This window comes from Halolamina pelagica (assembly GCF_900115675.1).
GTDB lineage: Archaea > Halobacteriota > Halobacteria > Halobacteriales > Haloferacaceae > Halolamina > Halolamina pelagica.
Genome location: NZ_FOXI01000002.1, coordinates 288,486 through 313,295 on the forward strand (window position 1 = coordinate 288,486; position 24,810 = coordinate 313,295).

Consider the following 24,810-nt stretch of genomic DNA (forward strand, 5'->3'; position numbering starts at 1 on the left):
ACACCACCCTCGGGAGCACAGCCTAAAGGGAGTGAGCCATCCCCGGAGTGAAAGTGAAGGGAACGGCGAAAGTGAACGCCCCTGCCGGACGCACAACAGTGATGTGCCCGCCCGCCGACTACGGGACATGGAGTACGTAGCGTTCGACGACGCCGAGACGTACGAACCCGACGAGGGCTGGCAGCGCCGCGCGCTCGCCGGCAGCGACCAGTTCACCTTCGAGTGGTTCGAGAAGCCGCCGGGGCACTCCTCGCCGATGCACGACCACGAGAACGAGCAGGTGTGCGTCTGTCTGGCGGGTGAGCTCACGGTCCACACCGAGGCGGAGTCGGTGACGCTGTCGAAGAACGACTCGGTCCACCTCGAGTCCTGGGAGTCACACCGCGTCGAGAACGCGAGCGACGAGCGCGCGGTCGGGTTGGACGTGTTCGCGCCCGGTCGGGGCTTCGACTTCTGGACGGATCGGGAGTAACCACCTCGGCGACCGAAACGTTCTCCACCGCTCCGCCCCTTCCGTTCGCTATGGCACAGACGACTCTCTCCGTCGAAGGGATGGCGTGTGGAAGCTGCGAGGAAACAGTCGAGGACGCGGTCGGGGCGCTCGAGGGCGCCGAATCAGTCGAGGCGGACAACACGACCGACACGGTCGAGATCGAGGGCGACGTGGACACCGACGCGGTTGCGGACGCGATCGAGGACGCCGGGTACACGGTCGCCTAACCCCTATCAGTCGTTTTCTGCGGACGCAGCACCGGCCTCCATCAGCGACGCGACTCGGTCGGGCCGATCCATGCCGGCACAGACCGACAACACGATCAGGTCCATGCCGTCCTCGATCGGCGTGTCACCGCCGCGGACCCCGCCGCCCCCGATCGCCTCGTCGAGGCTGCGGCGGGCGTCGACGATGGCCTCGCGGTTGAGCCACGCCGGCGGCCCCATCGTGACCAGCAGCGCCCGCGTCGAACGCGAGAGGTTGGCCTCGGCCGAGCGGTGACGGAACAGCGAGCGCCGGACCGCGGTCTCGATGGTGCTGTAGCTCTCGATCCCGTCCGGCGCCTCGGCCTTCGAGAGCAGTCGGTCGAGAAGCGAGGGCGGCTCCCTGACCTGTTCGCGCCAGTGGCCGACCGTGGCGTAGCCGCCCTCGCCCAGCGTGGCGATGATCTCGCTGGCGTCGACGACGCTCTCGCCGACCGCCGCGGCGTCGGCGGCTTCCCCCGCGCCGAACAGCGCGCCGGTCCACTCGGCGATCGTCCCGTTGGCAGTCTCGTAGGCGGCAGCGGCCTCCGCGTCCGGCGGACGCTCGGCGGGCGCGTCGAGTCCGGCGTTGTCGAACAGGAGCTGTGTGTCGGCTGTGGCCTCGAGGCCGCGGAGGCCGGCCCTGGCGTTGGCGGCGGCCGCCTCCTCAGCGCCCGGGAGGACGGTCAGCGCGTACACCGGGCGATCGACGGCGTCCCTGAGCGTGTCGATCAGTATCGGTGCGGCGCCCGCGCCGGTCGCCCCGCCGACGCCGACGGGGACGAGCACGGCGTCGGCCGTCGAGGGGACGGCGTCGGTGGCCGCCCGGCTGAGCTCCCGGACGTTCGACTCCGCGGCCGCGCGGACGGCCGCCGCGTCGCCGGTCGATCGCGAGGTGGTGCCGAACGCGTGGCGGTGCTCCCGGGGGACGTCGAGGTCGGCGAGCGATTCGGGGTCGGTGTCGAAGGCGGCGACGGCGGCCACGAACGGACGTTCGTCGGGTTCGGCGGCGGCCAGCGCCGCGGCCAACCGTCCCCCCGCACCGCCGACGCCGAGCACGGCGAGTTTCACGCTTCGAGGTTACGCGCCGAGGGCATAGTTGCTTCGTCGCACAGCCCGGCGCCGGCGATCCGGACGCCCCGGCCCGCTCGTGTGGGGTCGGGGCACGAGAGGGATCCGACGGCTACCGGGGGTTCTGGACGGACACGCCGGGACGGTCGCCCGAACCGGCGGACGGCTCCAAGCGGTCGAAGCCGCTCAGTCGGAGACGGAAGCCGACTCCGCACAGCGGTAGCCGACGCCGTCGGGGTCGACGGTGATCGAGCCCTCATCGGTCACAGTGACCGTACAGCCGGCGTACGCGAAGACGACGTGCCCGCGATTCATCCCGTCGACGACGCCCGCCAGCGCGTCCGGATCGATCGCGTCGTACAGCGGCGGCAGCTCCAACGGGTCTGTTTCCGTCGTTGTCGCGACCGACTTCACGACCCGATCGACGACCGATTCGGGATCTCCCTCCATATGGGGTACCATCACACACACCGCCAAAAACACCCGTCAGACATACATAAATGATCTCATACTTGTTCGCCGTCCGAGCCGGGATCAACGCCGTTTAGAACCGGCATCACGGTCGGCAGACGTAACTACCCAGAGTTGACGACGGGAACGTCCGAGATGCCAGGGTCCGAACGTTGATACGGGTGGACTCGAAAGGAGTGCAGTAGTGGAAACAGCCACCCGAATCTCGCGCTGGCGAGAGCTCTCTCTCTCCCACCGCGAGCTGGCCGGCGCGTTAGGGGATTCGGTTACTGTCCTCCCCATCGTCGTCGCGGTCGGCGCGCTCACGGAGCTCTCGCTGGCGCGGATGCTGCTCGGGTTCGGCGCGTTCCAGATCGTCTGGGGGCTGTGGTACGGGCTCCCGATCTCCGTCGAGCCGATGAAGGCGCTGGCGGCGCTGGCCATCGGCGGCGTGCTGGGCGTCGACGAACTCCTGATCGCCGGGCTGCTCGCCGGAGTCGTCCTGGTCGGCGTCGGCACGACGGGCGCGTTGAGCGGGCTCGCGCGCTACGTCGGCGAGCCGGTCACCCGCGGCATCCAGCTGGCGGTCGCGCTGATCCTCCTGGAGACTGGGCTCGAACTCGGGCTCGGCGACCCGACGCTTGCACTCGCCGGCGTCGCCGCGGCGGGGATCGTCGTCATCGCGGGCTACAGGCGCGCGAGCGCCCTGGTCGTGCTCGCGCTGGGGCTGGCTGTCGCGCTCGCGAACACGGGCGTCCCCGCGCCGTCGCTCCCCTCGCTGGGGCTCGCGTTCCCGGATCCGAGCGGGCTCACCCGTGCGGCCGCCGAGGCGACCGCCGCGCAGTTGGCGATGACCGTGGGCAACGCCGCCGTCGCGACGTCGCTCCTGCTCTCCGAGTACTTCGACGCCGACGTGACGCCGGACGAACTCGCGACGAGCATGGGCGCGATGAACCTCGCAGCGGTCCCCTTTGGCGCGCTCCCGATGTGTCACGGCAGCGGCGGCGTCGCCGGCAAGTACGCCTTCGGCGCGCGGACTGCGGGCGCAAACGTCCTGCTCGGCGGGATCTACGGCGTCGCCGCGCTGGGGACGGCCGTGGTGACGGCGTTCCCGATGGCGGTCCTGGGCGTCGTACTCGGGCTCGTGGCGCTCGAACTCGGCCGGTCGGCGTTCGGGAGCGACCACCTTCCCACGACGATCGCGGTCGGCGCGATCGGACTCGCGACGAACGTCGGCCTCGCGTTCGTCGTCGGCGTCGGCTGGTGGGTCGCCCGGGATCGCCTGCTGTAACCGGTGCCGAAAGCCGCATGGGCCTCGACGGCGTAGCCGCCGGTAATGGCCGACGAACTCGCTCCCGAGGAGCTCCGGCGGAAACTCGAGACCGGCGACGAGCCACAGGTGATCGACGTGCGCGAGCCCGCGGCGTTCGAGCGGGGGCACCTGCCCGGCGCCGAGAACGTCCCGATGACCGAACTCCCGACCCGGATCGACGAGATCGAGTTCGACGACGAGGTGGTCGTCGCCTGCGAGATCGGGCAGGCGTCGCTGCAGGCGGTCCGGCTGATCGAGAGCTTCGAGGGCGCCGAGGGGTCGTCGGTCTGGAGCCTCCAGGGCGGGATGGAGACCTGGGACGGCGAGGTCGAGGCCGACGCCTGAGCGTGCTGGTGCTCTCCCGGGCGGCCTACGACGAGATACTCACCCACGCCGAGGCCGGCGGCGCCGCGGAGGTCTGCGGCGTGCTGGCGGGTGAACGGACCGACGACGGGACGGCACGCGTCGACGCGGTCCACCGCGCCGAGAACGTCGCGGACCACCCCCGGACCCGCTACCGGATCGACCCCGAGGAACAGCTGGCGATCATCGAGCGGATCGAGGACGCGGGCCGGGAGGTGGTCGGCTTCTACCACAGCCACCCGGAGGGCCCGCCGGTTCCCAGCCGGACCGACGCCGAGCGCGCGGCGTGGCCGGGCTACTCCTACGCGATCTGTGTGCCCGGCGACCGACCGTATCTGGGTTCGTGGCGCTGGACGGGGGAGCAGTTCGATCGAGAAGCGGTGGCGCTGCGGCCCGAGTAGTCCGCTCGCCCTGTGCGGCCGAAAGCGTGCCGCCCAGCGCGTCAGTAGTCCTCGTCGGCTGACCGCGTGCCGACGGGATCAGTACTCGTACAGCGACACCACGAACGGCAGCTTGTTGTACATCATCACCGCGATCGGGATGCCGACGATGCTGAGCGTGAACGCGTAGGCGACGGCGGTCCAGAGCCCGCTGGCCCACCAGCCGACGAGCAGGAACCACGCCCCGCGGACGACGAGTCCGTAGCGCTGCTTCCCGGGGTTGCCCTCGGTGTCGACGAAGTCACGCTCCTTCAGCGAGAGCACCTTCGGCGTCGCGTTGATCATCTTGATTCCCAGCGGGAGGCCGACGATGGTGACGTTGAGGAACCACGCGATCCCCAGCCAGATCCCCGTCGCCCACCAGCCGATCAGCAGGAACCAGGCCGCCCGGACCGGGAGGGAGGGCGGCTCGTCGCGGGAGCCGTCGGTTGTCGAACTCATACCTGAACCGAGGCGGCTCGCGGGGAAAGCCCTGACGGCGCCCGGTTAGTTCCCCGAGAGGTAGTCGCTTGCCTGCGGTTCGGCGGGATCGGTCGGCACCTCGACCAGCCGCGGTTCGTCGGCGTCGACGGCGTCGGCGACGGCCTCGCGCACCTCGTCCGGCGTCTCGGCCCGAGTCGCGCCGACCCCCATCGACTCCGCGAGCGCGACGAAGTCGATCGGCGCGTCGCCCCACGCGTACGTGCCCTGGGGGAGCCCGTGCTCACGTTCCGCGCCCTCGCTGATGATCGCGTAGTCGTCGTTCCGGAAGACCACCGTCGTCACCGGCAGGCCCTCCGCGACGGCGGTGTGGAGCTCGTGGACCGCCATCATCAGCCCGCCGTCGCCGGTCAGCGCGACCACGTCGCTGTCGGGGTTTGCGGCCTGCGCGCCCAGCGCCGAGGGGAGGCCGCTCCCCATCGTCGCCCACGAGCCGGGGTTGACGTAGGATCGCGGCCCCATCGCGGGGAAGGTGGTGAGCGCCCAGATCCGGAAGCCGCCGGCGTCGGCGGCGACGACGGCGTCCTCGGGGACGCCCTCCCGAACGGCTCGCAGTGCGCCGGGGGAGGTGAGCGGCGGTTCACCCTCCACCAGGTCGTCGACGCGACGCGAGACCGACTCCCGGAGCCGTGACGCGACTGCCTCGGCCTCGTGGTCGGAGATCGGGAGCTTGCCGTTCAGCGCCGCGAGCGTCGGCTTGGCGTCGGCCACGATCCCGACGGCCGGGTCGTAGTTCGTCCCCAGGTCGTCCGGCGAGAGCGTGACGTGGATCAGCTCCCCGGGGATCTCGAGGGTCCGTCCCCGGGTGACCAGCTCGTCGAAGTCGGTGCCGACCGCGAGCACCGCGTCGGCCTCGGCGACGTACTCGTGGATCTCCGGGGTGGTCGCGCCACAGAGCACGCCCGCCGAGAGCGGGTGAGTCTCCGGGAGCACGCCCTTCCCCTTGTACGTCGTCAGCACGGGGGCGTCGTAGCGCTCGGCGAGGTTGCGCAGTTCCTCGCTCGCGTTCGCAGTCCGGACGCCCCCGCCGGCGATGATCGCGGGCGCGTCGGTGTCGGCGAGGGTCTTGGCTGCGTCGGCGACGCTGGCGGCTGGCGGCCGGACTACCTCGCCTTCCCCGCCGTCGCCGACGCCGCCGTTCGGGGTCGCCGCCGGGAGGTACGACTTCGGGATTCCGAGTCGGACTGGGCCCTTCGGCGCCGTGGTCGCCGTCTCGACGGCGCGTTCGACCTCCGCGAGCACGCCCTCCGGGTTCTTGACCACGCGGTTGGCTTTGGTGACGGTGTCGTACGTCTCGGGCGGGGTCTCGTGGATGCCGTCGCGGCCGCGGACCTCGGGGTCGGTCTCGACGGCGATGTGGACCAGCGGCGTGTTGTCGTTGTACGCGTTCTTCAGCCCGTTCATCGCGTTCATGTCGCCCGGGCCGGGGACGACGACGGTCGCGGCGGGCCGACCGGAGATCTCGGCGTACCCCCACGCCTGCTGGGAGACAGCCGTCTCGTGGCGGGCCATCACGAACCGCACGTCGTCGCGGCCGTCGATGGCCTCGTTCAGCGGCAGCGTCTGCTTGCCCGGGATGCCGAACACGGTGTCGATCCCGTTGTCGACGAGTCGGTCGATGACGGCGGCGGCGAGAGTCATGCTTGGGTGTGGCGCACGGGGAGGGGAAAACTGTATCTCACTTCGAGCGACGATCGGCCGGCGCCGTCGACCCGTACTTTATCACTGAACACGCCCCACCTCCACCCGAATGCCGGATCTCCTCGACGCGGCCGTGGCCGCCTTTCTCGGCGACGACGGCGCATCCCTCCACACGACGACCGGGGTCGACCCGCTCCCCGACGACGCGGACGAACCGCCGATCCGGGACGCACGGGAACGCCTCGAGGCGTACGACTCGCTGGTCACCGACGACGGAACCGTCCTGCTCCCACTCCACGGGACCGATTCCGCGGAACTGACCGGCGAGTACGTTGAGTACCGCCCGAGCGGCCTCGCGCCGTCGTACGTCTACCACGACGCGAGCAAGGGCAAGCAGGCACGGCTGGACCCGGGCGCGATCGGGGACACCACGCTCGGCTGGCAGCTCCGCTTCTGGACCGGCGCGTTCGAGCCGTCGACGGAGCCGACCTACGTCGGGAAATCGGACGCCGAATCGGCGGTCCGTGCCGACCCGGTCCGGACGATGGACGCCGACGAGCGTGCGGCCTTTGCCGACGAACTCGTCGGCACCGTCGAGGAACTCCGCGAACGTGACCGCGAGGACACCCGGGAGATGCTGGCCGAACGAGGGTATCGACACGTCTGCCGGACGGAAGGCGGGATCCGGGAGACGATCTACACCGGCCAGCGCGTCACGGACTCGGACGGCACGGTCGACGTGTTCACCATCCCCGAGGAGGACGACCAGCGGCGCTTCGACATCCCCGGCGAGCACGGCATCTACCCCGACTCGGAAGTGCTCCTGTTGCCGAACCCCGACGCCTCGAACGTCTGGGTCGACGTGGACGACACGCCGTTCCCGGCCGAGGCACGGGTCGCGACCGTCGACGACGGCGCGGTCGGGCTCTCGTTTTTCGAGGATCGCGGCCCGGGCTCCGCGGAGCTCCGGCGCTATCTCCGGGACGACCGTGCGGTGTTCTCGGTGCTCGCGCTGCTCAACGGCGTCCCGTACGACCGCGAGCGGGCAGGGATCCAGGCAGTCCGAGATTCCCCCGAGAAGTGGGACGTGCTCACCGGCCAACGGCCGCTGGGGTTCACACCGGAGTTCACTGTCGATCTCGACACCGAACTCGCCCTCAACGAGTTTCAGGAGACCGCCGCGAAGCGGGCGCTCCGGGCACGGGACGTGTACTGTATCCACGGGCCGCCGGGGACGGGGAAGACCCGGACCCTGATGGCCGTCGTGCAGCAGGCGGTCGCCGACGGCCAGCGCGTGCTCGCCTGTGCACACTCGAACCAGGCGGTCGACAACCTGCTCGTCGGCGCCAGTTCGCTCGCCGACCCCGACCCGGGGACGCTCCACGCGATGGCCGTCGACGACGACCGCGAGGAGATCGACATCCACCGCGTCGGCCACACCGAGAGCGAACTCATCGAGGAGCGGTACACCGAGGGCGTCGTCGCCGGGGCGGACGTGGTCGGGGCGACGACCAGCATGGCCAGCCAGTTCGACGCCGACGAGTTCGACATCGCAGTGCTGGACGAGGCAACGCAGGCGTCGATCCCGGCGAGCACCATTCCCTACGCCTGCGCCGAACGACTGGTGCTCGCGGGCGACCACAAACAGCTCCCCCCGTTCGCGTCGGACGAACTCCAGCAACGGGAGGTCGAGGTGTCGCTGTTCGAGCACCTGCTGGAGACGTACGACGACGGCGTTCGGACGATGCTCCGCCGCCAGTACCGGATGCACGAGGACATCGTCGCGTTCCCGAACCGGGCGTTCTACGACGGGGACCTGGAGACCGCCGAGCGAAACCGGGAGTGGACGATCGACGGGATGGACTCGCTCGTCGCCTACGACATCGCGGAAGGAGAGGAGCGCACCTCGGGGAAGTCGTACCGGAACCCGGCCGAGGCCGAGATCGTCGCCGAGGAAGTGGCGGAGTTGCGAGAACGGGGTGTCGCCCAGTCGGATATCGGCGTGATCACGCCCTACACCGGACAGATCGGCTGTATCCAGAACGCGCTGGCCGACCGCGACGTGCGGACGCGCGGGATCAAGGTCAACACTGTCGACTCCTTCCAGGGCAGCGAGCGGGCGGTGATCCTGCTGTCGCTGGTTCGCTCGAACGACCGGAACGCCTCGGGGTTCCTGACGTTCGGCGACGAGGGGAAACGCCGACTCAACGTCTCGCTGACCCGGGCGAAGCGCCGACTGGTTGTCGTCGGTGACTGGGAGACCCTCGGCACGGTCGGCGACCACCAGTCCCCCGAGGAGTCCTGTGCCGACGTGTACGCGGCGCTCGGAGACGCGTTGTCGCTTCGGCGCCCCTCGATCCAGGGGCCGTCGCAGTGAGAGATCGGGCGACGGTCGTCGCTACTGGTTCCAGGCCGCGGCGTCGGGGTCGACCAGCCGACGCTCCTCCTCGATGCCGTCGATTTTGGCCACGTCGTCGTCGGTCAGGTCGAGTTCGGTGGCCTCGACGTTCGCGCGGATGTGGTCGGGGTCGGTCGACTGCGGGATCGGCACCAGCGCCTCCTTCTCGACCGCCCAGGCGATGCAGACCGCCGCGGGCGTGGTGTCGTGGCGCTCGGCGACCGCCTGCAGCTCGGGCGTGTCGAAGATCTCGCCCTGGCCGAGCGGGCAGTAGCCGACGACGGTGTGGCCGTGCTCGGCGGCGTACGCGCGGAGTTCGTCCTGCTGGAACAGCGGGTGGCACTCCACCTGGTGGGCGGCGATGTCGGCGTCGAGGATCTCCCGGGCCTCGTCCAGCAGCGCCGGCGTGAAGTTCGAGACCGCGACGTTGCGGGCGACGCCCTCGTCGTGGAGCTCCTGCAGCGCGCGCAGGCTCTCCTCGGGCTCGTAGGCGCCGGTCGGCCAGTGGACGTACAGCAGGTCCACCGCGTCGACGCCGAGCCGGTCGAGGCTGTCCCGGCTGGTTCGCTTGGCGTCCTCGTAGCCCAGGTTGTCCGGCAGGATCTTGCTCGCGAGGACGACGTCATCGCGGTCCACCCCGGAGAGGCGGATCCCCGCACCCACCGCGGGCTCGTTGTCGTACATCTGTGCGGTGTCGACGAAGCGGTACCCGGCGTCGAGCGCGGTCCGGACGGCGTCGGCGCAGTCGTGGCCCGTGGCGCCGGAGGTACCGAAGCCGATGTCGGGAAGGTCGAGACTCATGGCTGTGGGCGCGTCATCGAGTCGGCGGGGTAAAGAACTCCGTTTCGCGGCGGATTTCGGCGGTGACTCACCACGGTCTGACCGGGAGCAGGTCGTCGGCACGAACGGTCCGAACTTCGTCCTCGACGGGGACGACCACCCGCATATCGGGGTTGTAGTCCGCGAGCAGCTCCCGGCAGACGCCACAGGGCGGGATCGGCCGCTGTTCGTCGGCGTCGTGCGCCGGCAGCGGGTACGCCACGGCGACGCAGGCCTCGATGTCGTCGTGTGCGTGGCCGTCGGCGATGGCCGCGCTCACGGCCCCTGGTTCCGCACACGTCGACGCGCGACCGATGCTCGCCGGGAGGCTGACGCCGTCGTAGCAGTCGCCGTTGGCGGTCCTGACGCTGGCGGCGACGATGTGTGCACCGTCGAAAAATTCCGGGTCGAACGTCTCGCGGTTCAGGTCGGTTGCGTGCTCGAGGAGGGCGTCGTCCCTGTCGCTGAGGGGAGCAGTCTCCATGCGGGAGAAGTCCCCGGCCCACGCAAGTGCCTTGGCTACTCCAGCGCGCTCGCGGCCCGCACGATGGTCTCCTCGCCGTACTTCGGGCCGATAAACTGGAGTCCGACGGGGAGGCCGTCGGCCTCGCCAGCCGGAACGGAGATGGCCGGCAGGTCCGCCAGGTTGACCGGCACCGTGTTGGCGTCCGCGAGGTACATCGTCCGCGGGTCCTCGAGCCCCTCGCCGAGTTCGAACGGCGGCACGGGCATCGTCGGCGACGCGAGCACGTCGGCCTCGTCGAGCGACTCGTCGAAGTCCTGCTTGATCCACGCCCGGGCGTCCTGTGCCTTCCCGTAGTAGCGGTCGTGGTAACCAGCCGAAAGCGCGAACGTGCCGAGCAGGATCCGGCGCTTGACCTCCGGGCCGAACCCCTCCTCGCGGGCGGTCGCGAACGCCTCGTTCCAGTTGCCGGCCTCCGAGAGGTCGTCGTAGTCGCCCGCCTCGACCGCGTTCAGTCCGTACCGCGTGCCGTCGAAGCGCGCGAGGTTCGAGGAGGCCTCGGACATCGCGATCACGTAGTACGCCGCGACCGCCTTCTCGACGGAGGGCATCGACACCTCGACGTACTCCGCGCCCTGATCCTCGAGCTCGTCGATGGCGTCCCAGAACGTCTCGACGACGCCCTCGTCGGCGCCCTCGACGAGTTCGACCGGGACGCCGATGGTCATGCCGTCCACGTCGCCGTCCGCCGCGGCGGCGTAGTTCGAGTCGTCGCCCTCGTCGACGGTCGTCGCGTCACGCGGGTCCGAACCCGCAATCACGTCCAGCAGGCCTGCCGCCGCCTCGACGGTCGGCGCGATCGGGCCGATCTGTTCCAGCGAGTTCGCGTAGGCGACGAGCCCGTAGCGGGAGACCAGTCCGTAGGTGGGCTTGATCCCGACGACGCCGCAGAACGCGGCGGGCGCACGGACCGAGCCGCCGGTGTCACTCCCCAGGGCGAGGTCGGCCTCGCCCGCGGCGACCGCCGCCGCGGAGCCGCCGGAGGAGCCGCCCGGCACGCGGTCGGTGTCGACGGGGTTCAGGGTCGCGCCGAAGTGGGAGGTCTCGGTCGTCGTCCCCATCCCGAACTCGTCCATGTTCGCCTTCCCGTTGATCGTCGCGCCGGCGTCCTTCAGGCGTTCGACCACGGTCGCGTCGTAGGGCGGGACGTACCCCTCGAGCATCTTCGACCCGCAGGTGGTCGCGACGCCCTCCGTGGAGATGTTGTCCTTGACGGCGACGGTCTTGCCCGCCAGCGGGCCGTCGTCGGCGCCGTCGATGCGCTCCTCGGTGATGTAGGCGTTGAGCTCGGCCATTACGACACCCGTGGCCCCTTGAAGTAGCCGTCCTCGGTCTCGCTGGCGTTGCTGAGTGCTTCCTCCTGTGTGAGACCGTCCTCGATCTCGTCGGCACGCATCACGTTCACGAGGTCGGGTTCGCTCTCGACCTCGGGCACCTCGTCGAGGGTCTCGAAGTCCGCGAGCACCGCCTCGAACTGCTCGGCGAACTGTTCGACCTCCTCGTCGTTCAGGTCCACCCGCGCCAGGTCCGCGACCCGCCGGACCTCGTCTGCAGAAACCGCTGGCTCGTCTCCGTCGCTCATACCCTCCGGTCGCTCCGGACCGGGAGTAAGGGTTTCGGTGGGGCCCGAGCCCGCTGCCGGCCTCGGCCCCCAGCCGGCGGCAGCGGTAGGGGCGGCGTCGATTCAGGAGAGACCGTGTCGCGGCTTCAGAGCCCGATCTCGCGGCCGATGACGAGGTGCTGGATCTCGCTGGTCCCCTCGCCGATCTCCATCAGCTTGGCGTCGCGGTAGAACCGCTGCGGGGCGAAGTCCTCGGTGTAGCCGTAGCCGCCGAGGGTCTGGACCGACTCCTCGGCGACCTCGCGGGCGGCCTCGCTGGCGTCGAGTTTGGCGAGCGCCGACTCGCGGCTGACGGACTGGCCCTGATCGTACGCCCACGCCGCCTTGTGGGTGAGCAGGCGGGCCCGCTCGATCTTCCGGTGCATGTCGACGACCTTGTCCCGGATGGCGTCGAACTCCGAGATCGGCTGGCCGAACTGCTCGCGCTCGGTGGAGTAGTCCCGCGCGGCCTCGTAGGCGCCCTGTGCCACCCCCGTCGAGAGCGCGGCGATGCTGATGCGACCGCCGTCGAGGGTCTTCTTCGTCTGCTCCCAGCCCTCGCCCTCCTCGCCGAGCAGCCGGTCCTCGGGGATGCGCACGTCGTCCAACTGGATCTCGCAGGTCGGCGAACAGTTGAGTCCCATCTTGTCCCAGACGGTGGTGATCTCGAACCCGTCGTCGTTCTCGGGGTCGACGATGAACGTCGAGATGCCGTCGTAGCCCGCGTCGGGGTCGGTGACTGCCTTCACGAGCACGCTGTTCGCGACGTTGGCGTTGGTGATGAACTGTTTCGTCCCGTTGAGCACGTACTCGTCGCCGTCCTTCACGGCCATCGTGTCCATGTCGGAGGCGTCGGAGCCGCTCCCGGGTTCGGTGAGCGCCCACGCACCCATCCCCTCGCCGGCGGCCAGCGGTTCCAGCCACTCCTCCTTCTGCTCCTCGGTGCCGAACATCTCGATCGGCTTGGAGCCGAGCGAGACGTGGGCGGCGTAGGAGAGGCCGATGCCGCCGGAGACGCGGCCGAGTTCCTCGGTGACCAGCGCGTACATCAGCTGGTCGCCGCCGAGGCCCCCGTGTTCCATCGAGACGGGGACGCCCATCATGTCCAGCTCGCCCAGCTGTTCGAAGATCTCCTCGGGGAACCGGTGTTCGTTCTCGATCTCCTGTGCGATGGGTTCGATCTCCGCCTCGCAGAACTCCCGGACGGTGTTGCGGATCATCCGGTGTTCCTCGCTGTCGACGACGTCCAGCAGTCCCTGCTCGCTCATGCACGGGCGTACGAGCGAAGGGAGCAAAAACCCCGCCGGTCCGCGGGCGCCGACATCGTCACCGGCTGATCCCCGACCCGGACTAGCGGCGGACTGTGTCTGCTCGGACCCAAGCGGACGCTTAACTGTCGCGCGAACGAGTGACTCGCTGTGCCCTCCGAGTCCCCTCGCTCAGACGACGACAGGTCGGTCCCGTCCGACCCGACCGACGCCGCCGCCGGTATCGACCAGGAAGCGCTGTACGGCACCGTCAGACGGGCCGTCGAGGACGCCATCCTCGACGCCGTCGGGACGATGCTGGCGGTCGCCGTCGGCACGGCGATCGGGATCGCGGGGGCCAGTTTCCTCCTCCGGACGGCTACGGACAGCGGGCTGTCGGTCCCGGTTCTCGCCGCCGGGGTCTGGCTGACCGCTATCGGGTTCTACGTCGTCGCCTCGACCCTCGGCGTCGTCCAGCCGGTACGGGATTGGTTCTGAGAAGTCAGTGACGCGTCCCCACCCGTCTCAGGGCATGTGGATGCTCTCCTCGGCCTCCAGCAGCTCGTGGTAGCGGTTGCGGATGGTGACTTCGCTGATGTTCGCGACCTCGCTGACCTCCGACTGGGTCACCTTCTCGTTGGTCAACAGCGACGCGGCGTAGACGGCGGCGGCCGCGAGGCCGACCGGCGACTTGCCCGAGTGGACCTCCTGTTCCTTCGCGGTCTGGAGGAGCTGCCGGGCGCGGCGCTCGGCCTCGTCTGAGAGGCCGAGGTCGCTCGCGAAGCGCGGGACGTACTGTTCGGGGTCGGCGGGCTGGATCTCCAGCTTGAGTTCTCGAACGACGTAGCGGTAGGTGCGGGCGATCTCGTCCTTCTCGACGCGGGAGACCGCAGAAATCTCGTCGAGGCTGCGGGGCGTGCCGGCCTTCCGGGCGGCGGCGTAGAGGCTGGCCGTCGAGACGCCCTCGATGGAGCGTCCCGGCAGGAGGTCCTCGGAGAGTGCGCGGCGGTAGATGACGGAGGCTGTCTCGCGGACGTTCTCCGGGAGGCCGAGCGCGGAGGCCATCCGGTCGATCTCGCCGAGCGCCTGCTTGAGGTTCCGTTCCTTCGAGTCACGGGTCCGGAACCGCTCGTTCCAGGTTCGGAGCCGCTGCATCTTCTGTCGCTGGCTGGCCGAGAGCTGGTTGCCGTAGGCGTCCTTGTCCTGCCAGCCGATGTTCGTCGACAGCCCCTTGTCGTGCATCATGTTCGTCGTCGGGGCGCCGACGCGGGACTTCTCGTCCTTCTCGCGGGAGTCGAACGCGCGCCACTCGGGACCGTGGTCGATGCTGTCCTCGTCGACCACGAGACCGCAGTCCTGACAGACCGTCTCACCGTGTTCGGTGTCGGTCGCGAGACTGCCGCCGCACTCCGGACACTGGAGCTCGTCGACGGACTCCTCCTCGGTCTCTTCCTCGCTCTGTGCGGCCTCGGCACGCTCACTGGTGTACGCTTGTACTTTGTCGCTCATTGGATGTGGGTGGGGGGAGAGACAGATGCGTCTGGACTGCAGTCGTCTCACTTCCGGGTAACGCGCCGAGGGTTTTAAATCTACTGGCTCATTTCTCCCACGGAATCTGGGGTATGAAGTCGAAAGAACGGCTGAAACGGCCGAATTTTCGAATTACCCGGAACGCGGGCCGTCCGGCGGATCAGTCGGCGTCGATTACTTGAGGGTTTCGTCCCGAGTAACCGCACCCTTTATTGAGCGTTTCGCCCGGAGGAACCGGCGTAGCTATCCGCGGACGCGGCCGGTTGGCGGCGGCTGCCGGTGGGTATGGCGCTGGTCTCGAAACGGCGAGGCCGGCGGGGGTCAGGCCTGAGCGGTGAGCGCGGTGGTGAGCCGGTGTTCGACCGCGTCAATCCGCTCCAGTACGCGCGTCCCGTCGGCGAGAACGGGGTAGGTGGCGTCGATGTCCTGGTAGAGGTACCGGTAGACGGATTCGCTGTCCCGCCGTTGCCAGCCGAACGCGATGCCGTCCTGGATCTGTTCCTGCCGGCGGTCGAGCGTCGACGCCAGCGAGTCGCGGGCGGTTTCGAGGCGCTCGTAGCGCTGCTGGAGGTCGTCGAACGAGCGCCGGCGGAGCCGCCGGCCGTCGACGGCGTCACAGCGGGCGGCTGCGTCCTCGAGGGCGGTGCCCGCCTCATCGAGCCGTTCGCGCTCCCGGTCGAGCGTATCGAGATACCGATTCCGGCTGGCCAGTCCCTCCCGTGCGCTCGCGATCACGGCTCCCTTGACCCGTGGTGAGAGCGCGTCGTTGGCCAGCACTGCGCTGGCGACGCCGTCGCCGAACTCGTTGGCGATGTTGACGGGGAACGACTCGTCGTAGTCACGGTCGTAGTGGGGCACGTCCATCACCGTCTCTCGGTAGGCGGTCCGCACCTCCCCCATCCCGCCGGCCCGTCCCGTCGTCGCGCCGACGACGCCGACGCCGCCCGCCTCAACGGTCGACTTCGGCCCGGACGGCGAGAGCTGTTCGACCCGCGAAACGAAGGCCTCCAGGGCGTCCTGCTCGGCGGTGATCGCCTCGTACTCCACCCGGAGCGCCTCGAGCGCCGCCCGCACGTTGGCCCGCGGGGCGAACAACAGTCCCGTCGCGAGGCCCGCCCACAGCACGAGCCCCACGAGCGAGCCCGCGAGTGCTTCCAGACAGCCGAACGCACCGCTGCAGGCTGCCACCTCCCCCTCGATCCTCGGCGCGAGACTGTACGAAGCGGGCATCTGGTGTGTGAAGAATCACCGTGGAACTACTTGAAACAATCGACTCCGGCGACGATCGACCGATGGCGGCCGGACCGACAGACCGAAGGTCGCCCCCGCCGGCGTGTCCGGGCATGGTCAAGATGGTCGTCCTGCTGGTCCGGAAGGAGTCACTCAGCTACGAGGAGTTCCTGACCCACTGGGAGGAGGAACACGTGCCGCTGGTCGAGGAACTCCCGGGCGTCGAGCGCTACGTCACCTCCCACCCGACCGACCCCGAGAAGAGCGCGTACGACGGCGTCGCCGAGGTCTACTTCGAGGACATGGGGACGCTGGGCGCCGCGTTCGAGTCCGGCGCCGGCGAGGCGCTGCTGGCCGACGCCGAGGCGTTCTCCGATCAGGACGTCGGCGAAGTGCTCTACATGGAGGAGGAGACGCGGTTCGTCGCGGAGTAACCCTCACTCGCCGGACGGGTTGTCGGCCGTCGATTCGTCCCCGGCCCCTGACTGCTCCGCGGCGGTGTCGGCGGCGCCGTCGCCGGTGGCCGCATCGTCGTCGACCGCACCCCCAGCGGCCGACTCATCCCCGCCGTTCTCCGAGCGCCCGTTCTCGCCGGGGGCGATCGACACGCCCGCGACGTCGGCGAGCGCCTGGTCCCCCTCGGCTGTCCCGCCGGACTCGGTCTCGCCGTCGCGCATCTCCGCCCGCGCCAGCCGCGGCGGGTCGTAGACGACGGCCAACTGCTCGGTCAGCGCGTAGAACCGCCCCGAGCCCGGGTCCTCGACGACGCCCGCCCCGGCGTCGATGGCGAAGTCGACCACGTCCTCGAGCGACTCGGCCTCCGCCTGTGTCCGCCCGTCCAACTCGGGCGAGAGGCGGGCGCGCACGATCCACTCGTCGAACTCCGCACGGTCGTCGCGGAACGCCAGCAGGTCACGCTCGGCTTCGGAGAGGCTGAACGTGTCCCGGCGGCGGCCGACAGTCAGCGCCGCGAGCCCCGCAGCGCCCACGAGGAACAGCAGCGGCCCGCCGAGCGACCAGAACGGCCCGTACTCTTCGGTCGTACTGACGGTCCGCGTCGTGGTCATCGGTTCGCTGCCGGCCTCCTCGGGACCGACCGTGTACGACTGGCCGTCCACGGAGACCGGAAGTCGGTGCGTGAAGGAGAGGTCGGCCGACCCTCCGTCGACGGTTCCCGCGACCCCCACGTCGACTACCACGAACGTGGATATCTCCCCCTGTGTGTCACCCAGCGCGGACTGGATCGCCGACCGGCGCTCGGCCACCTCGGTCGCGTTCAGCGCGAAGCCGAGGCCGACCGACTCGCCCGGCGCGACCGAATCGACACTGGTCGAGTCGAGCCCGGTCCGATCCCGCCAGTAGACCGTCCCGTCGCTGCTCGACTGGATCACCAGCGACGCGTCCAGGGTCACCGACGCCGACGCCGCGTCCCGGCCCGTGTAGGTCAGCACGTACTCGCCGTCGAGTTCCGGCGACACTTCGGTGTAGTACGTCGAGCGGTTCGAGAGCGTCGAGCCGACCGGGAAGACCGGGTTCTCGCCGGTCACGTCGGCGGCGTGGTGGAACGTCCCGTCGGCCGCCCAGTGCGTCCGCTCGACCTGCTCGCTCGTCCGTCCCGGATCCACGTGGGCAGTGTACGCCGCGGCCCCGCCGACGAGCGTGAGGGCGACCAGAACCGCCGCCAGCACGACGAACCACGATCCCACGATCGCCCGTCCCCGGAGTCTGCTCCTCCCCTCAGTCATGGGCGTGGTTGTGGGATGACGTTACATAGGCCTATTGGTCAACCGACAGGACCGTCACCGCGTGAGATACCGGAGCAGCCGACGCCACGTCGACCGGTCGTGGCGTGAACTCCGGTTCCGAACTCTGACGCGGCGGCCACCGAGCACGACCAGCCCCAGCAGCGCGACGACGCCGGCGAGTCCCGCGTCGATGACCAGGATCGGGAGCCACGGGTGTACGTCGTACAGCGCGTCGATCACCGGCGCCGGAAGCAGCGCGAGGTAGCGGTGTTCGATCACGAACCGGCGGTAGTAGCCGGTTTCCGGCGGCGCCGTCAGCGTCATCTCGACGGTGGCCTCGCTCCGGCCGCCCACGCGGACGCGCTCCGGGTCGATGGCGACGCCCTCGCTCCCGGGTTCGACGTAGGCCACGACGGGCACCAACCCCGCGTTCGGCACGGTGTAGGGGAGCGTCGCCGATCCGCCCTGCTCGATCACGGTCGGGTTCTCCGAGGCGAACTCCGCGCTCACGACCCCGAACTGCTGGGTTCCGGCCGGCACCACCATCGCGGCCGTCGCCGCCGTCACGAGCACCGCCGCGAGGACGAGGACGACGACCGCGGGCGAGACCCCCTGCTGCCGACTCCGGTCACGCTCGCGCTCGCGGTTCCCGCCGGCGACGAGGTCGTAGAGGTACAGCAGCATCGAGAGCCCGAGCAGCAGGTACGCGAGGCCCTGTGTCCCCATGAACGCCCGGGAGCCGGTCAGCACGGCGAGTCGCTGTTGGACCGTCGTAAAGGCGCTCTGGAGCCCGGTAACCAGCGTCCCGAGGTTGGGGATCACCACGACGCTGCCGCCGATCTGGAGGGCCTCAGCGACGATTTGGCCCTCCTTCACCGGCGGTTCGTCGCCGTCCTGGTCGGTGAATGGGTTGGCGTCACCCCGCGTGATGTACCCCCGTTCGGTTTCGCCGACGACGCGGTGGGTCGTCAGCCCCCCGCCCTGCAGCTCCTCGGCACGGAACACGATCACGTCGCCCTCCTCCACGTCGCCGGCGACGGCGGCGGGGACGGCGACGAACCCGTCGCCGGGTTCGAGCGTCGGCTCCATACTCCCCGTCTCGACGTAGCCCAGCAACACCGGCGTGCCGAGCACCTGGCCGAGCAACAGTGACGCGACGACGAGTACGACCGCCGCCTCGGCGCCGAGGGTCAGGAGTCGTCGGGGAGACATCAGGCCAGCTGAACTGTTGCGTTAGTCTGACAAAAACCCTCGGTCGGCGGCGCCGTCGACCACGCCGGCCACGACCGCGCTGTAGGGGACGATGAACCCCAGGCAGAAGCCGAGCAGGTGGAGGTAGACGTTCACCACCCCACCGTCGGCCGTGACCGTACTGAACCCGACGTACTGGTACCCCAGCAGCGCGACCGCGCCGAGCACACCGGCGTCGAGCCACCCCGCCTGAACGTTGACGGGAGGGTCGCCCCTGGGCGACCGGCGGGCCGCGATCACGTAGACGGCGGCGAGGACGACGCTCGCGACGCCGACGCCGCGTGCGGTCCCGCTCGGGAGCGCAACGACCGAGATCGCCACGATCGCCGCGAAGAACACGGCCGGGGCGTCCCGAACGCGGATCCGCCTATCGAGCCGCGCGCCGTAGGCCACGAGCACCAGCGCGAGCAGCCCCGAAAACGCCATGTTCACCCCCGAGAGGCCGTATCCGACGGCGTTCCGTGGCACCGCGAGGTTCAACCCGGAAAGCACGGGGGGGAACGCCACCAGAAACGTCGCGGCGGTGATCCCGAACAGCCGCCGATAGTCCGCCAGTCCGGCGAGCACGTACGCGAACCCGGTCACCAGCACGTAGCCGAGCAGGTTCGCGGCGAGGTGGCCGGGCTCGAAGTGGACGACGTGCGCGGTGTAGGCGGTGAGAATCGAGGGGTCCCGGTAGGCGAACGCCAGCGACTCCCGGCGCTCCGCCGGGAGCGCGAACGTTGCGAGTGCCAGGGCAGGAACTACCGAAAGGGCGAGACAGTCCCGGAGTCGGACGGCGTCACGTAGCGCCGCGGTGAACGACCTGTCGCCCGGCCGAACCATGTCTCACCGAACGACCCACCTTATGAAAAGGCTACCTCCTGGGGAGTCATGGCCGCGGCGTGCGTCGGGCCAACACCAGAACCACGGCGAGGAGGGTGAGTAACCCGACCAGCCCTAGCAGGCTCTGTAAGCCGAAGCCGCCGGGCTCCGCAACCGGTGACTCGGTCGCGCTGTCGGTCGACGCCGGCGATTCGGTCGCGCCGTCGGTCGATACCGGCGATTCGGTCGTGTCGTCGGTTCCCGTCTCGCTCCCGGCGTCCTCGGCGGCGACGCTGAATGTCCCCGTCTCGACGCCGTCGACGGTGACGGTGTACTCGCCCGTCTCGTTCCGCACGACCGGGAACGCGACTGTCTCCGTCGCGCCGGCCGCCACACCGACCGTTCGCACGGCGGCGACGTCCTCGTCGATCCGCACCGTGACGGTCCGCTCGCCGGCGAGCGAACCGGTGTTCGAGACCGACGCCGTCACGGTGACGGGTTCGCCGGGGGCGACGGTCGTCGCGGAGAGGTCGGCGTCGGCGACGGCGATCCGGGGGCGCTTGACGGCGATCACGAACGTCGTCACCTCGGACGTCTCCGACTCGAAGGTGAGGCGGCCGTCGCGTTCGCCGGTCATCGCCACGTCTAGTTCCGTGAGCGTCCCGTCGGCGGCACGGTAGACGGCGAGGTTCTCCGGGTCGATATCCCGGTCGTCGAAGTACGTCGCCGGGACGCTGAACTCCATCGTCGCGCCGGAGACGTTGCCGGTGTTGACGGTCATCCGGACCGCGCCCAGCGGTTCGGCGCCGGCCTCGACGACGACCGACTCCGCCTCACCGACGTTCGTGGTCTCCGCAGTCACCGAGTACGATCTGTCGGGGCTCGTCGTCGAAAGCCGGTCGAGGGTGAGTTCGCCGGCGCTGTCGAGCGCCAGTCGGCTGGCGTTGAACTCGGTCGTACTCCCCGGCTCCGCACTGAGGACCGTGAACCGCCGCGAGTGCTCGGTTGGCGCCACCGAGCGCTTCGAGAACGCCTCGACCCCCGCAGTGAGGGCCGTGTCGGCGTCGGCCGTGACGGGCTCGGCCACCCGCGAGTGGATCGTGATGTCGTCGACGAAGCCGTCGGTGGATCCGGTCGTGTCGACCGTGAGCGAGACGGCGACCGACTCGTTCGGCGCGAGGGTGACGTTGTTCGTCTCGGACTGGATCGGCTGGCCGTCGGCGGCGAACGTCACCGCGTCCGAGCCGTGTGTCAGCCAGACGTGTGCGTACTGGGAGCCGTTGTACCGGATGCGGAACACGTCACGGATGGTCGTCCTGCCGTCGGCGTTGACACCGTCGCCCTCGAGATCGGGATTGGCCGGCGAGAGGTCGACGACCAGCTCGTCGTCGGCGTCGAGGTAGGCGTAGTCACTGCTCGGTGCGAGCGCCACGTCGTCCCCCAGTCGGTCGCTCGGCCCGGCGAACAGCGGCGAGGCTGCCGACGGGAACGCGAAGGTTCCCGCGAGGACGAGCGTGATCACGAGCGCGAGCGTTCGGCGGTCTGTCACTGTCGGATCGTCTCCTTGTTGTGCACGTCCGAGTCCCGCGAGCGGGTGGACTCATCTCTCAATTAACCGGCACGTACTGTAGTATTGGTACTGCTGAACTCGTTCAGGGAATGCTTGTTCCACTGCTCGTCCCGACCGCGATGGTCGGATCGTCGACGACTGGCGGGAACGACGACGGTGAAACCTTCACTTACAGCTACAAGTGAACGACGGGCGTCTGACGTTCTATGAGCGGAGCTTCGCGTACAACAATCCCGGCGGCGTCCATGGATTTCGGCCGAAATCGCCGTTAGTATCAGATTAGGATACAAGATGGCAAAACCGAAATATACCGTTCAGGGGCTTCCTGAGGCCGCTTCCGGAATTTCTCGACTTTATCACTAGCCCACCTATTTACTAAACTATACCTAGTGTTTATGTGGCACTACACTAACACTCTTCATGTGTCATCTTCAACACAGAGTCGGCAACAGGGGGAGGTTGCCGGTGGGGTGGTCTCGGGATCGGTCGGGACGGATTCCCCGGACCTCTCCGACGACGAGCTGTTCGAGGTGCTCTCGAACCGCCGTCGTCGATACACCGTCCACGCCCTGGAGGAGACAGATGGCGCTGCAGAGATCGGCGACGTAGCCGAACAGGTCGCGGCCTGGGAGTACGACGTCGACGTCGAGGAGGTGTCCTACGAGGAGCGCAAGCGGGTGTACACGGCGCTCCAGCAGTCTCACCTCCCGATGATGGACGAGGCGGGCATCGTGGAGTTCAACAAGGACCGCGGGCTGGTCGAACCGACGGAGTCGCTGAACGACATCGAGGTGTACATGGAGGTCGTCCAGGGTAACGAGATCCCCTGGAGCGTCTACTACCTCGGGCTCTCCGGGGTCGCTGCCACACTCACGGCGGCGGTGTGGCTCGACGCCTGGCCGTTCGCGCTCCTCCCCGACATCGCGTGGATGACTGCACTCACGGCCATGTTCGCCGTCTCAGCAGTCGCCCACACCTACTTCGCCCGCGGACAGCGCATCGGCGAGACGGACAAACCGCACGAACTCAGAAGAGAATGAACTACCGACGCGCGGTCAGTGTGCTGCTCGCAGTGACGGCGGCGACGATGCTCGTCACGGGGAGCTTCGGCTTCACCAGCGTCAGCGCCGACCGCGGCGTCTCGGTCGCCGTCGTCGAGTCCGAGAACGCGTACGTGGGCGTGTCCGTCTGTGAGAAGGACAACGGCACCGGTAACGGCTCGGACCCGGTCAAGGTGACCGTCACGAACCGGTTCTCCGAACCGTTCACGGTCGACGAGATCAGCTGGAGCGATTCCGCTCACCAGAGCAAGGACCGGTTGAACCCCAAGAAAGGAACCCTGGCTCCCGGCGAATCGCGGACGTTCAACAAAACCTTCGGTGAGCAGGAGGTGACCGTCGAGGTGACCGGGGGGCTCGACGCCACCGTCACCGCGGAGGTCGGCGACCGATGCAACAGCGCCAACGAGGAGGGAACGGGAACGCCCACCGAGACGGCGACCCCGACTTCGAACGAGACTGCCACTGAAACGGCAACTCCGACGCCTGACACGACGGAGACACCGACGCCGACCGACGACGCCTGATTCGCCTCCCGACCGTTCAGACCGCGCCGTCTTCCTGCAGTCGTTCGATCTCCTCGTCGCTGTACCCCAACTCCGCGAGCACTGCCTCGGTGTGCTCGCCAAGCAACGGCGGGTGTCGTCGCGCGGTCGCAGTGTAGTCCTCGAACTGCATCGGCGATCCCGGGAGTTCGACCTCGCCGGCGGTCGGGTGAGAGACGCGCTGGCGCATCCCGCGCGCCTCGGCCTGCGGGTCGTCGAACGCCTCGAGCACGTCCCGGATGCGCCCGACAGGCACGTCGTTGGTCCGGAGCAGGTCGACGACCTCGTCGACGGTCTCGTCGGCGAACGCGTCGGTCAGGATCGACTCCAGCTCGTCGCGGTTCTCGACGCGTTGCTCGTTGGTCTCGAAGCGCGGGTCGTCGACGAGATCCGGGCGGTCGAGCGCCTGACAGAGGCGGTACCAGATGGCCTGGCTCGCGCAGGCGACGACGACGTAGCCGTCAGCCGTCTCGAACGCCTGATACGGCGCGATGTTGGGGTGTCGGGAGCCCATACGTTCGGGCGCCTCACCGGAGGCGAAGCCGTCGGTCGCCATGTAGGTGAGCCAGCCCAGCAGCGCGTCGAACAGCGCCACGTCGATGCGGTCGCCCCCCTCGTCCGCGAACTCCCGGCGGAACAGCGCCGCCAGGATCGACTGCGTGGCGTACATCCCCGCCGCGAGGTCGGCGACGGCGACCCCGACGCGGACCGGCGGCCGCCCCTCCTCGCCGGTGATGCTCATCATCCCGGCCTCGGCCTGCATCATCAGGTCGTACGCCGGCCGCTCGGCGAGCGGCCCGTACTGGCCGTATCCCGTGATGGAGCAGAACACCAGTCCGGGGTTCTCCTCGCTGAGCGTCTCGTAGTCGATGTTCCACTCCGCGGCCTTGCCGACCCGGAAGTTCTCCAGCACCACGTCGGCCTCGGCGGCGAGATCACGGAACGTCTCGCGGCCCGCCTCGCTGGCGAGGTTGAGCGTGATGGACCGCTTGTTCCGATTGATGCTGGCGTAGTAGGAGGCCACCTCGTCGCCGAAGGCCGGCGGGGTCCAGTGGCGGGTCTGGTCGCCGCCGTCGGGTCGTTCCACCTTGATCACGTCGGCACCGAGGTCGCCGAGTTGCATCCCGCAGAACGGGCCGGCGAGCACGCGCGAGGCGTCGAGCACGGTGACGCCGTCGAGCGGGCCGGTCGGATCGTCGGTCATGCCCCGACGCCGGCGGCCCAGCGGCTTAGTGGTTCCCACATTACTGGCGCACACCAACGATGGGGCGGACCCCTTCCCGAGGCACCCTACCGGTCGACGACGCTGGTCCCGGCCAGTCGGTCGGGCAGCGGCCGCAAATCGCCGTCGACAGGGACGTAGCGCCCACCGTGGCGGTCGATCCCGCCGTCGGCGTCGCGATCGTCGCCGACGTGGACCAGTGCGTCGACGCCAACGCCGAGTTCGACAGCGATCGCGCCGAACGCGCGGCGGTCCGGCTTGCGCCATCCCACGTCGACGCTCGTCACGACCGCGTCGAACTGGTCGAGGAGGCCGACCTGCGAGAGCGTCCGGGGGACGAGGCCCGGAACCGAACAGTTCGAGAGCACGCCCGCCGGCGCGTCGACGGCGGCGAGCCCCTCCTCAGCTCCCGGAAGCACCGCGGCGTCGCGATCGAACGCGTCCAGCACGGCGGCCTCGACCGCCGAAGGTTCGGCGTGGATGCCGCGACTCGAGAGTGCCTCTCGGGTGTGAATCGGGAGCGAAAGCTCGGCTCCTTCGGGACAGTCGACGTGGCGTTCGGCGTACGCGGATTCCCAGTCCGCCGGCACGGTGACGCCCCGCTCGGTCAACTGGGTCGCGATCGCCCGGGCCGGGCTGGGCGGGCGGGGCACCGAGACGAGCGTTCCGAAGCAGTCGAACGACGCCGCACTGCCGTCGGCAAGGTGGTCGTCGCTCGCCGATCGGTCCACGTCGGCGGCCGACGCCCCATCCTCACTCATCACTCGGGTTCGGGC

27 protein-coding genes are annotated in these 24,810 nt (G+C 69.4%); 10 read left to right on the plus strand and 17 right to left on the minus strand.

The genetic code is table 11. From position 1 onward, the window contains the following. The first annotated feature begins 127 nt into the window (after window positions 1–127). Both BMZ83_RS04125 and BMZ83_RS04130 read left to right on the plus strand, forming a co-directional pair. Entirely contained in the window at window positions 128–472 is a 345-nt protein-coding gene (locus tag BMZ83_RS04125; RefSeq protein WP_074875916.1) for a cupin domain-containing protein, read from the plus strand. Window positions 473–522: 50 nt separating this feature from the next. Then, entirely contained in the window at window positions 523–720 is a 198-nt protein-coding gene (locus BMZ83_RS04130; protein WP_074875918.1) for a heavy-metal-associated domain-containing protein, read from the plus strand. A 6-nt stretch (window positions 721–726) separates the two neighbouring features. Here BMZ83_RS04130 and BMZ83_RS04135 read toward each other — a convergent pair whose 3' ends face one another. Continuing rightward, entirely contained in the window at window positions 727–1,806 is a 1,080-nt protein-coding gene (locus BMZ83_RS04135) for an FtsZ/tubulin family protein (RefSeq protein ID WP_074875920.1), read from the minus strand. Window positions 1,807–1,992: 186 nt separating this feature from the next. Then, complete coding sequence (locus tag BMZ83_RS04140; protein WP_241729546.1) at window positions 1,993–2,256, minus strand: HalOD1 output domain-containing protein; 264 nt, start codon at window positions 2,254–2,256, stop codon at window positions 1,993–1,995. 205 nt (window positions 2,257–2,461) lie between these two features. Between BMZ83_RS04140 and BMZ83_RS04145 the strand changes: the two genes are divergently transcribed. Genes BMZ83_RS04145 through BMZ83_RS04155 form a run of 3 tightly spaced genes read left to right on the plus strand, consistent with a single transcriptional unit; the run spans window position 2,462 to window position 4,332 of the window. Beyond that, window positions 2,462–3,547: a putative sulfate/molybdate transporter gene (locus tag BMZ83_RS04145; protein WP_218144678.1), complete on the plus strand. Its 1,086-nt coding sequence runs from the start codon at window positions 2,462–2,464 to the stop codon at window positions 3,545–3,547. A 45-nt stretch (window positions 3,548–3,592) separates the two neighbouring features. After that, window positions 3,593–3,913, plus strand: coding sequence for a rhodanese-like domain-containing protein (locus BMZ83_RS04150; RefSeq protein ID WP_074875924.1), 321 nt, complete (start codon window positions 3,593–3,595; stop codon window positions 3,911–3,913). Window positions 3,914–3,915: 2 nt separating this feature from the next. Next, on the plus strand, window positions 3,916–4,332 hold the full coding sequence (locus BMZ83_RS04155; protein WP_074875926.1) for a desampylase: 417 nt from the start codon (window positions 3,916–3,918) through the stop codon (window positions 4,330–4,332). 78 nt (window positions 4,333–4,410) lie between these two features. Here BMZ83_RS04155 and BMZ83_RS04160 read toward each other — a convergent pair whose 3' ends face one another. Both BMZ83_RS04160 and BMZ83_RS04165 read right to left on the minus strand, forming a co-directional pair. Beyond that, on the minus strand, window positions 4,411–4,812 hold the full coding sequence (locus tag BMZ83_RS04160; RefSeq protein ID WP_074875928.1) for a hypothetical protein: 402 nt from the start codon (window positions 4,810–4,812) through the stop codon (window positions 4,411–4,413). A 45-nt stretch (window positions 4,813–4,857) separates the two neighbouring features. Further along, the gene (locus BMZ83_RS04165) at window positions 4,858–6,492 is read right to left on the minus strand and encodes a thiamine pyrophosphate-binding protein (RefSeq protein ID WP_074875930.1); all 1,635 of its coding nucleotides are present in this window, start codon (window positions 6,490–6,492) and stop codon (window positions 4,858–4,860) included. 109 nt (window positions 6,493–6,601) lie between these two features. Here BMZ83_RS04165 and BMZ83_RS04170 point away from each other — a divergent pair, with 109 nt between their 5' ends. Continuing rightward, the gene (locus BMZ83_RS04170; protein ID WP_074875933.1) at window positions 6,602–8,869 is read left to right on the plus strand and encodes an AAA domain-containing protein; all 2,268 of its coding nucleotides are present in this window, start codon (window positions 6,602–6,604) and stop codon (window positions 8,867–8,869) included. 21 nt (window positions 8,870–8,890) lie between these two features. Here BMZ83_RS04170 and BMZ83_RS04175 read toward each other — a convergent pair whose 3' ends face one another. The 5 genes from BMZ83_RS04175 to BMZ83_RS04195 form a co-directional block, all read right to left on the minus strand. Further along, on the minus strand, window positions 8,891–9,691 hold the full coding sequence (locus BMZ83_RS04175; protein ID WP_074875935.1) for an aldo/keto reductase: 801 nt from the start codon (window positions 9,689–9,691) through the stop codon (window positions 8,891–8,893). Between the two features lie 67 nt (window positions 9,692–9,758). After that, the gene (locus tag BMZ83_RS04180; RefSeq protein WP_074875937.1) at window positions 9,759–10,193 is read right to left on the minus strand and encodes a cytidine/deoxycytidylate deaminase family protein; all 435 of its coding nucleotides are present in this window, start codon (window positions 10,191–10,193) and stop codon (window positions 9,759–9,761) included. A gap of 35 nt (window positions 10,194–10,228) precedes the next feature. Further along, window positions 10,229–11,527: an Asp-tRNA(Asn)/Glu-tRNA(Gln) amidotransferase subunit GatA gene (gene gatA, locus BMZ83_RS04185; protein ID WP_074875939.1), complete on the minus strand. Its 1,299-nt coding sequence runs from the start codon at window positions 11,525–11,527 to the stop codon at window positions 10,229–10,231. Beyond that, a complete protein-coding gene (gene gatC, locus BMZ83_RS04190) occupies window positions 11,527–11,814 on the minus strand; it encodes an Asp-tRNA(Asn)/Glu-tRNA(Gln) amidotransferase subunit GatC (protein WP_074875940.1) in 288 nt (95 codons plus the stop codon). Before gatC ends, gatA begins: the two co-directional genes overlap by 1 nt. A 125-nt stretch (window positions 11,815–11,939) precedes the next feature. Further along, window positions 11,940–13,100, minus strand: a complete 1,161-nt coding sequence (locus BMZ83_RS04195; RefSeq protein ID WP_074875941.1) for an acyl-CoA dehydrogenase family protein — start codon at window positions 13,098–13,100, stop codon at window positions 11,940–11,942. 150 nt (window positions 13,101–13,250) lie between these two features. On the opposite strand from BMZ83_RS04195, the gene BMZ83_RS04200 reads away from it, so the two are divergent. Next, the gene (locus tag BMZ83_RS04200) at window positions 13,251–13,577 is read left to right on the plus strand and encodes a hypothetical protein (protein ID WP_074875943.1); all 327 of its coding nucleotides are present in this window, start codon (window positions 13,251–13,253) and stop codon (window positions 13,575–13,577) included. A gap of 27 nt (window positions 13,578–13,604) precedes the next feature. Here the strand turns inward: BMZ83_RS04200 and BMZ83_RS04205 are convergent, their stop codons facing one another. Then, complete coding sequence (locus BMZ83_RS04205; protein WP_049981489.1) at window positions 13,605–14,588, minus strand: transcription initiation factor IIB; 984 nt, start codon at window positions 14,586–14,588, stop codon at window positions 13,605–13,607. Window positions 14,589–14,930: 342 nt separating this feature from the next. Further along, window positions 14,931–15,839, minus strand: a complete 909-nt coding sequence (locus BMZ83_RS04210; protein WP_074875945.1) for a DUF7260 family protein — start codon at window positions 15,837–15,839, stop codon at window positions 14,931–14,933. A 113-nt stretch (window positions 15,840–15,952) separates the two neighbouring features. On the opposite strand from BMZ83_RS04210, the gene BMZ83_RS04215 reads away from it, so the two are divergent. Next, window positions 15,953–16,273: an EthD family reductase gene (locus BMZ83_RS04215; protein ID WP_074875947.1), complete on the plus strand. Its 321-nt coding sequence runs from the start codon at window positions 15,953–15,955 to the stop codon at window positions 16,271–16,273. Between the two features lie 3 nt (window positions 16,274–16,276). Here BMZ83_RS04215 and BMZ83_RS04220 read toward each other — a convergent pair whose 3' ends face one another. The 4 genes from BMZ83_RS04220 to BMZ83_RS04235 are packed head-to-tail and all read right to left on the minus strand — an operon-like array spanning window position 16,277 to window position 21,188. Next, window positions 16,277–17,584 (minus strand): DUF5305 domain-containing protein, encoded by a 1,308-nt coding sequence (locus tag BMZ83_RS04220; RefSeq protein ID WP_074875949.1) that lies wholly within the window; start codon window positions 17,582–17,584, stop codon window positions 16,277–16,279. 54 nt (window positions 17,585–17,638) lie between these two features. Next, window positions 17,639–18,796: a signal peptidase I gene (locus tag BMZ83_RS04225; RefSeq protein ID WP_074875951.1), complete on the minus strand. Its 1,158-nt coding sequence runs from the start codon at window positions 18,794–18,796 to the stop codon at window positions 17,639–17,641. Between the two features lie 21 nt (window positions 18,797–18,817). After that, window positions 18,818–19,660, minus strand: coding sequence for a hypothetical protein (locus tag BMZ83_RS04230; RefSeq protein ID WP_074875953.1), 843 nt, complete (start codon window positions 19,658–19,660; stop codon window positions 18,818–18,820). 46 nt (window positions 19,661–19,706) lie between these two features. Continuing rightward, complete coding sequence (locus BMZ83_RS04235) at window positions 19,707–21,188, minus strand: PGF-pre-PGF domain-containing protein (RefSeq protein WP_074875955.1); 1,482 nt, start codon at window positions 21,186–21,188, stop codon at window positions 19,707–19,709. Window positions 21,189–21,679: 491 nt separating this feature from the next. Here BMZ83_RS04235 and BMZ83_RS04240 point away from each other — a divergent pair, with 491 nt between their 5' ends. Next, a complete protein-coding gene (locus tag BMZ83_RS04240) occupies window positions 21,680–22,249 on the plus strand; it encodes a DUF7344 domain-containing protein (RefSeq protein WP_074875957.1) in 570 nt (189 codons plus the stop codon). Next, window positions 22,246–22,794, plus strand: a complete 549-nt coding sequence (locus BMZ83_RS16745; protein ID WP_074875959.1) for a hypothetical protein — start codon at window positions 22,246–22,248, stop codon at window positions 22,792–22,794. The genes BMZ83_RS04240 and BMZ83_RS16745 overlap by 4 nt, the downstream gene beginning before the upstream one ends. Window positions 22,795–22,810: 16 nt before the next feature. Here the strand turns inward: BMZ83_RS16745 and BMZ83_RS04250 are convergent, their stop codons facing one another. Further along, window positions 22,811–24,016: a CaiB/BaiF CoA transferase family protein gene (locus BMZ83_RS04250; protein ID WP_074875961.1), complete on the minus strand. Its 1,206-nt coding sequence runs from the start codon at window positions 24,014–24,016 to the stop codon at window positions 22,811–22,813. A gap of 86 nt (window positions 24,017–24,102) precedes the next feature. Continuing rightward, window positions 24,103–24,795 (minus strand): HAD family hydrolase, encoded by a 693-nt coding sequence (locus BMZ83_RS04255; RefSeq protein ID WP_241729547.1) that lies wholly within the window; start codon window positions 24,793–24,795, stop codon window positions 24,103–24,105. Window positions 24,796–24,810 lie beyond the last annotated feature (15 nt).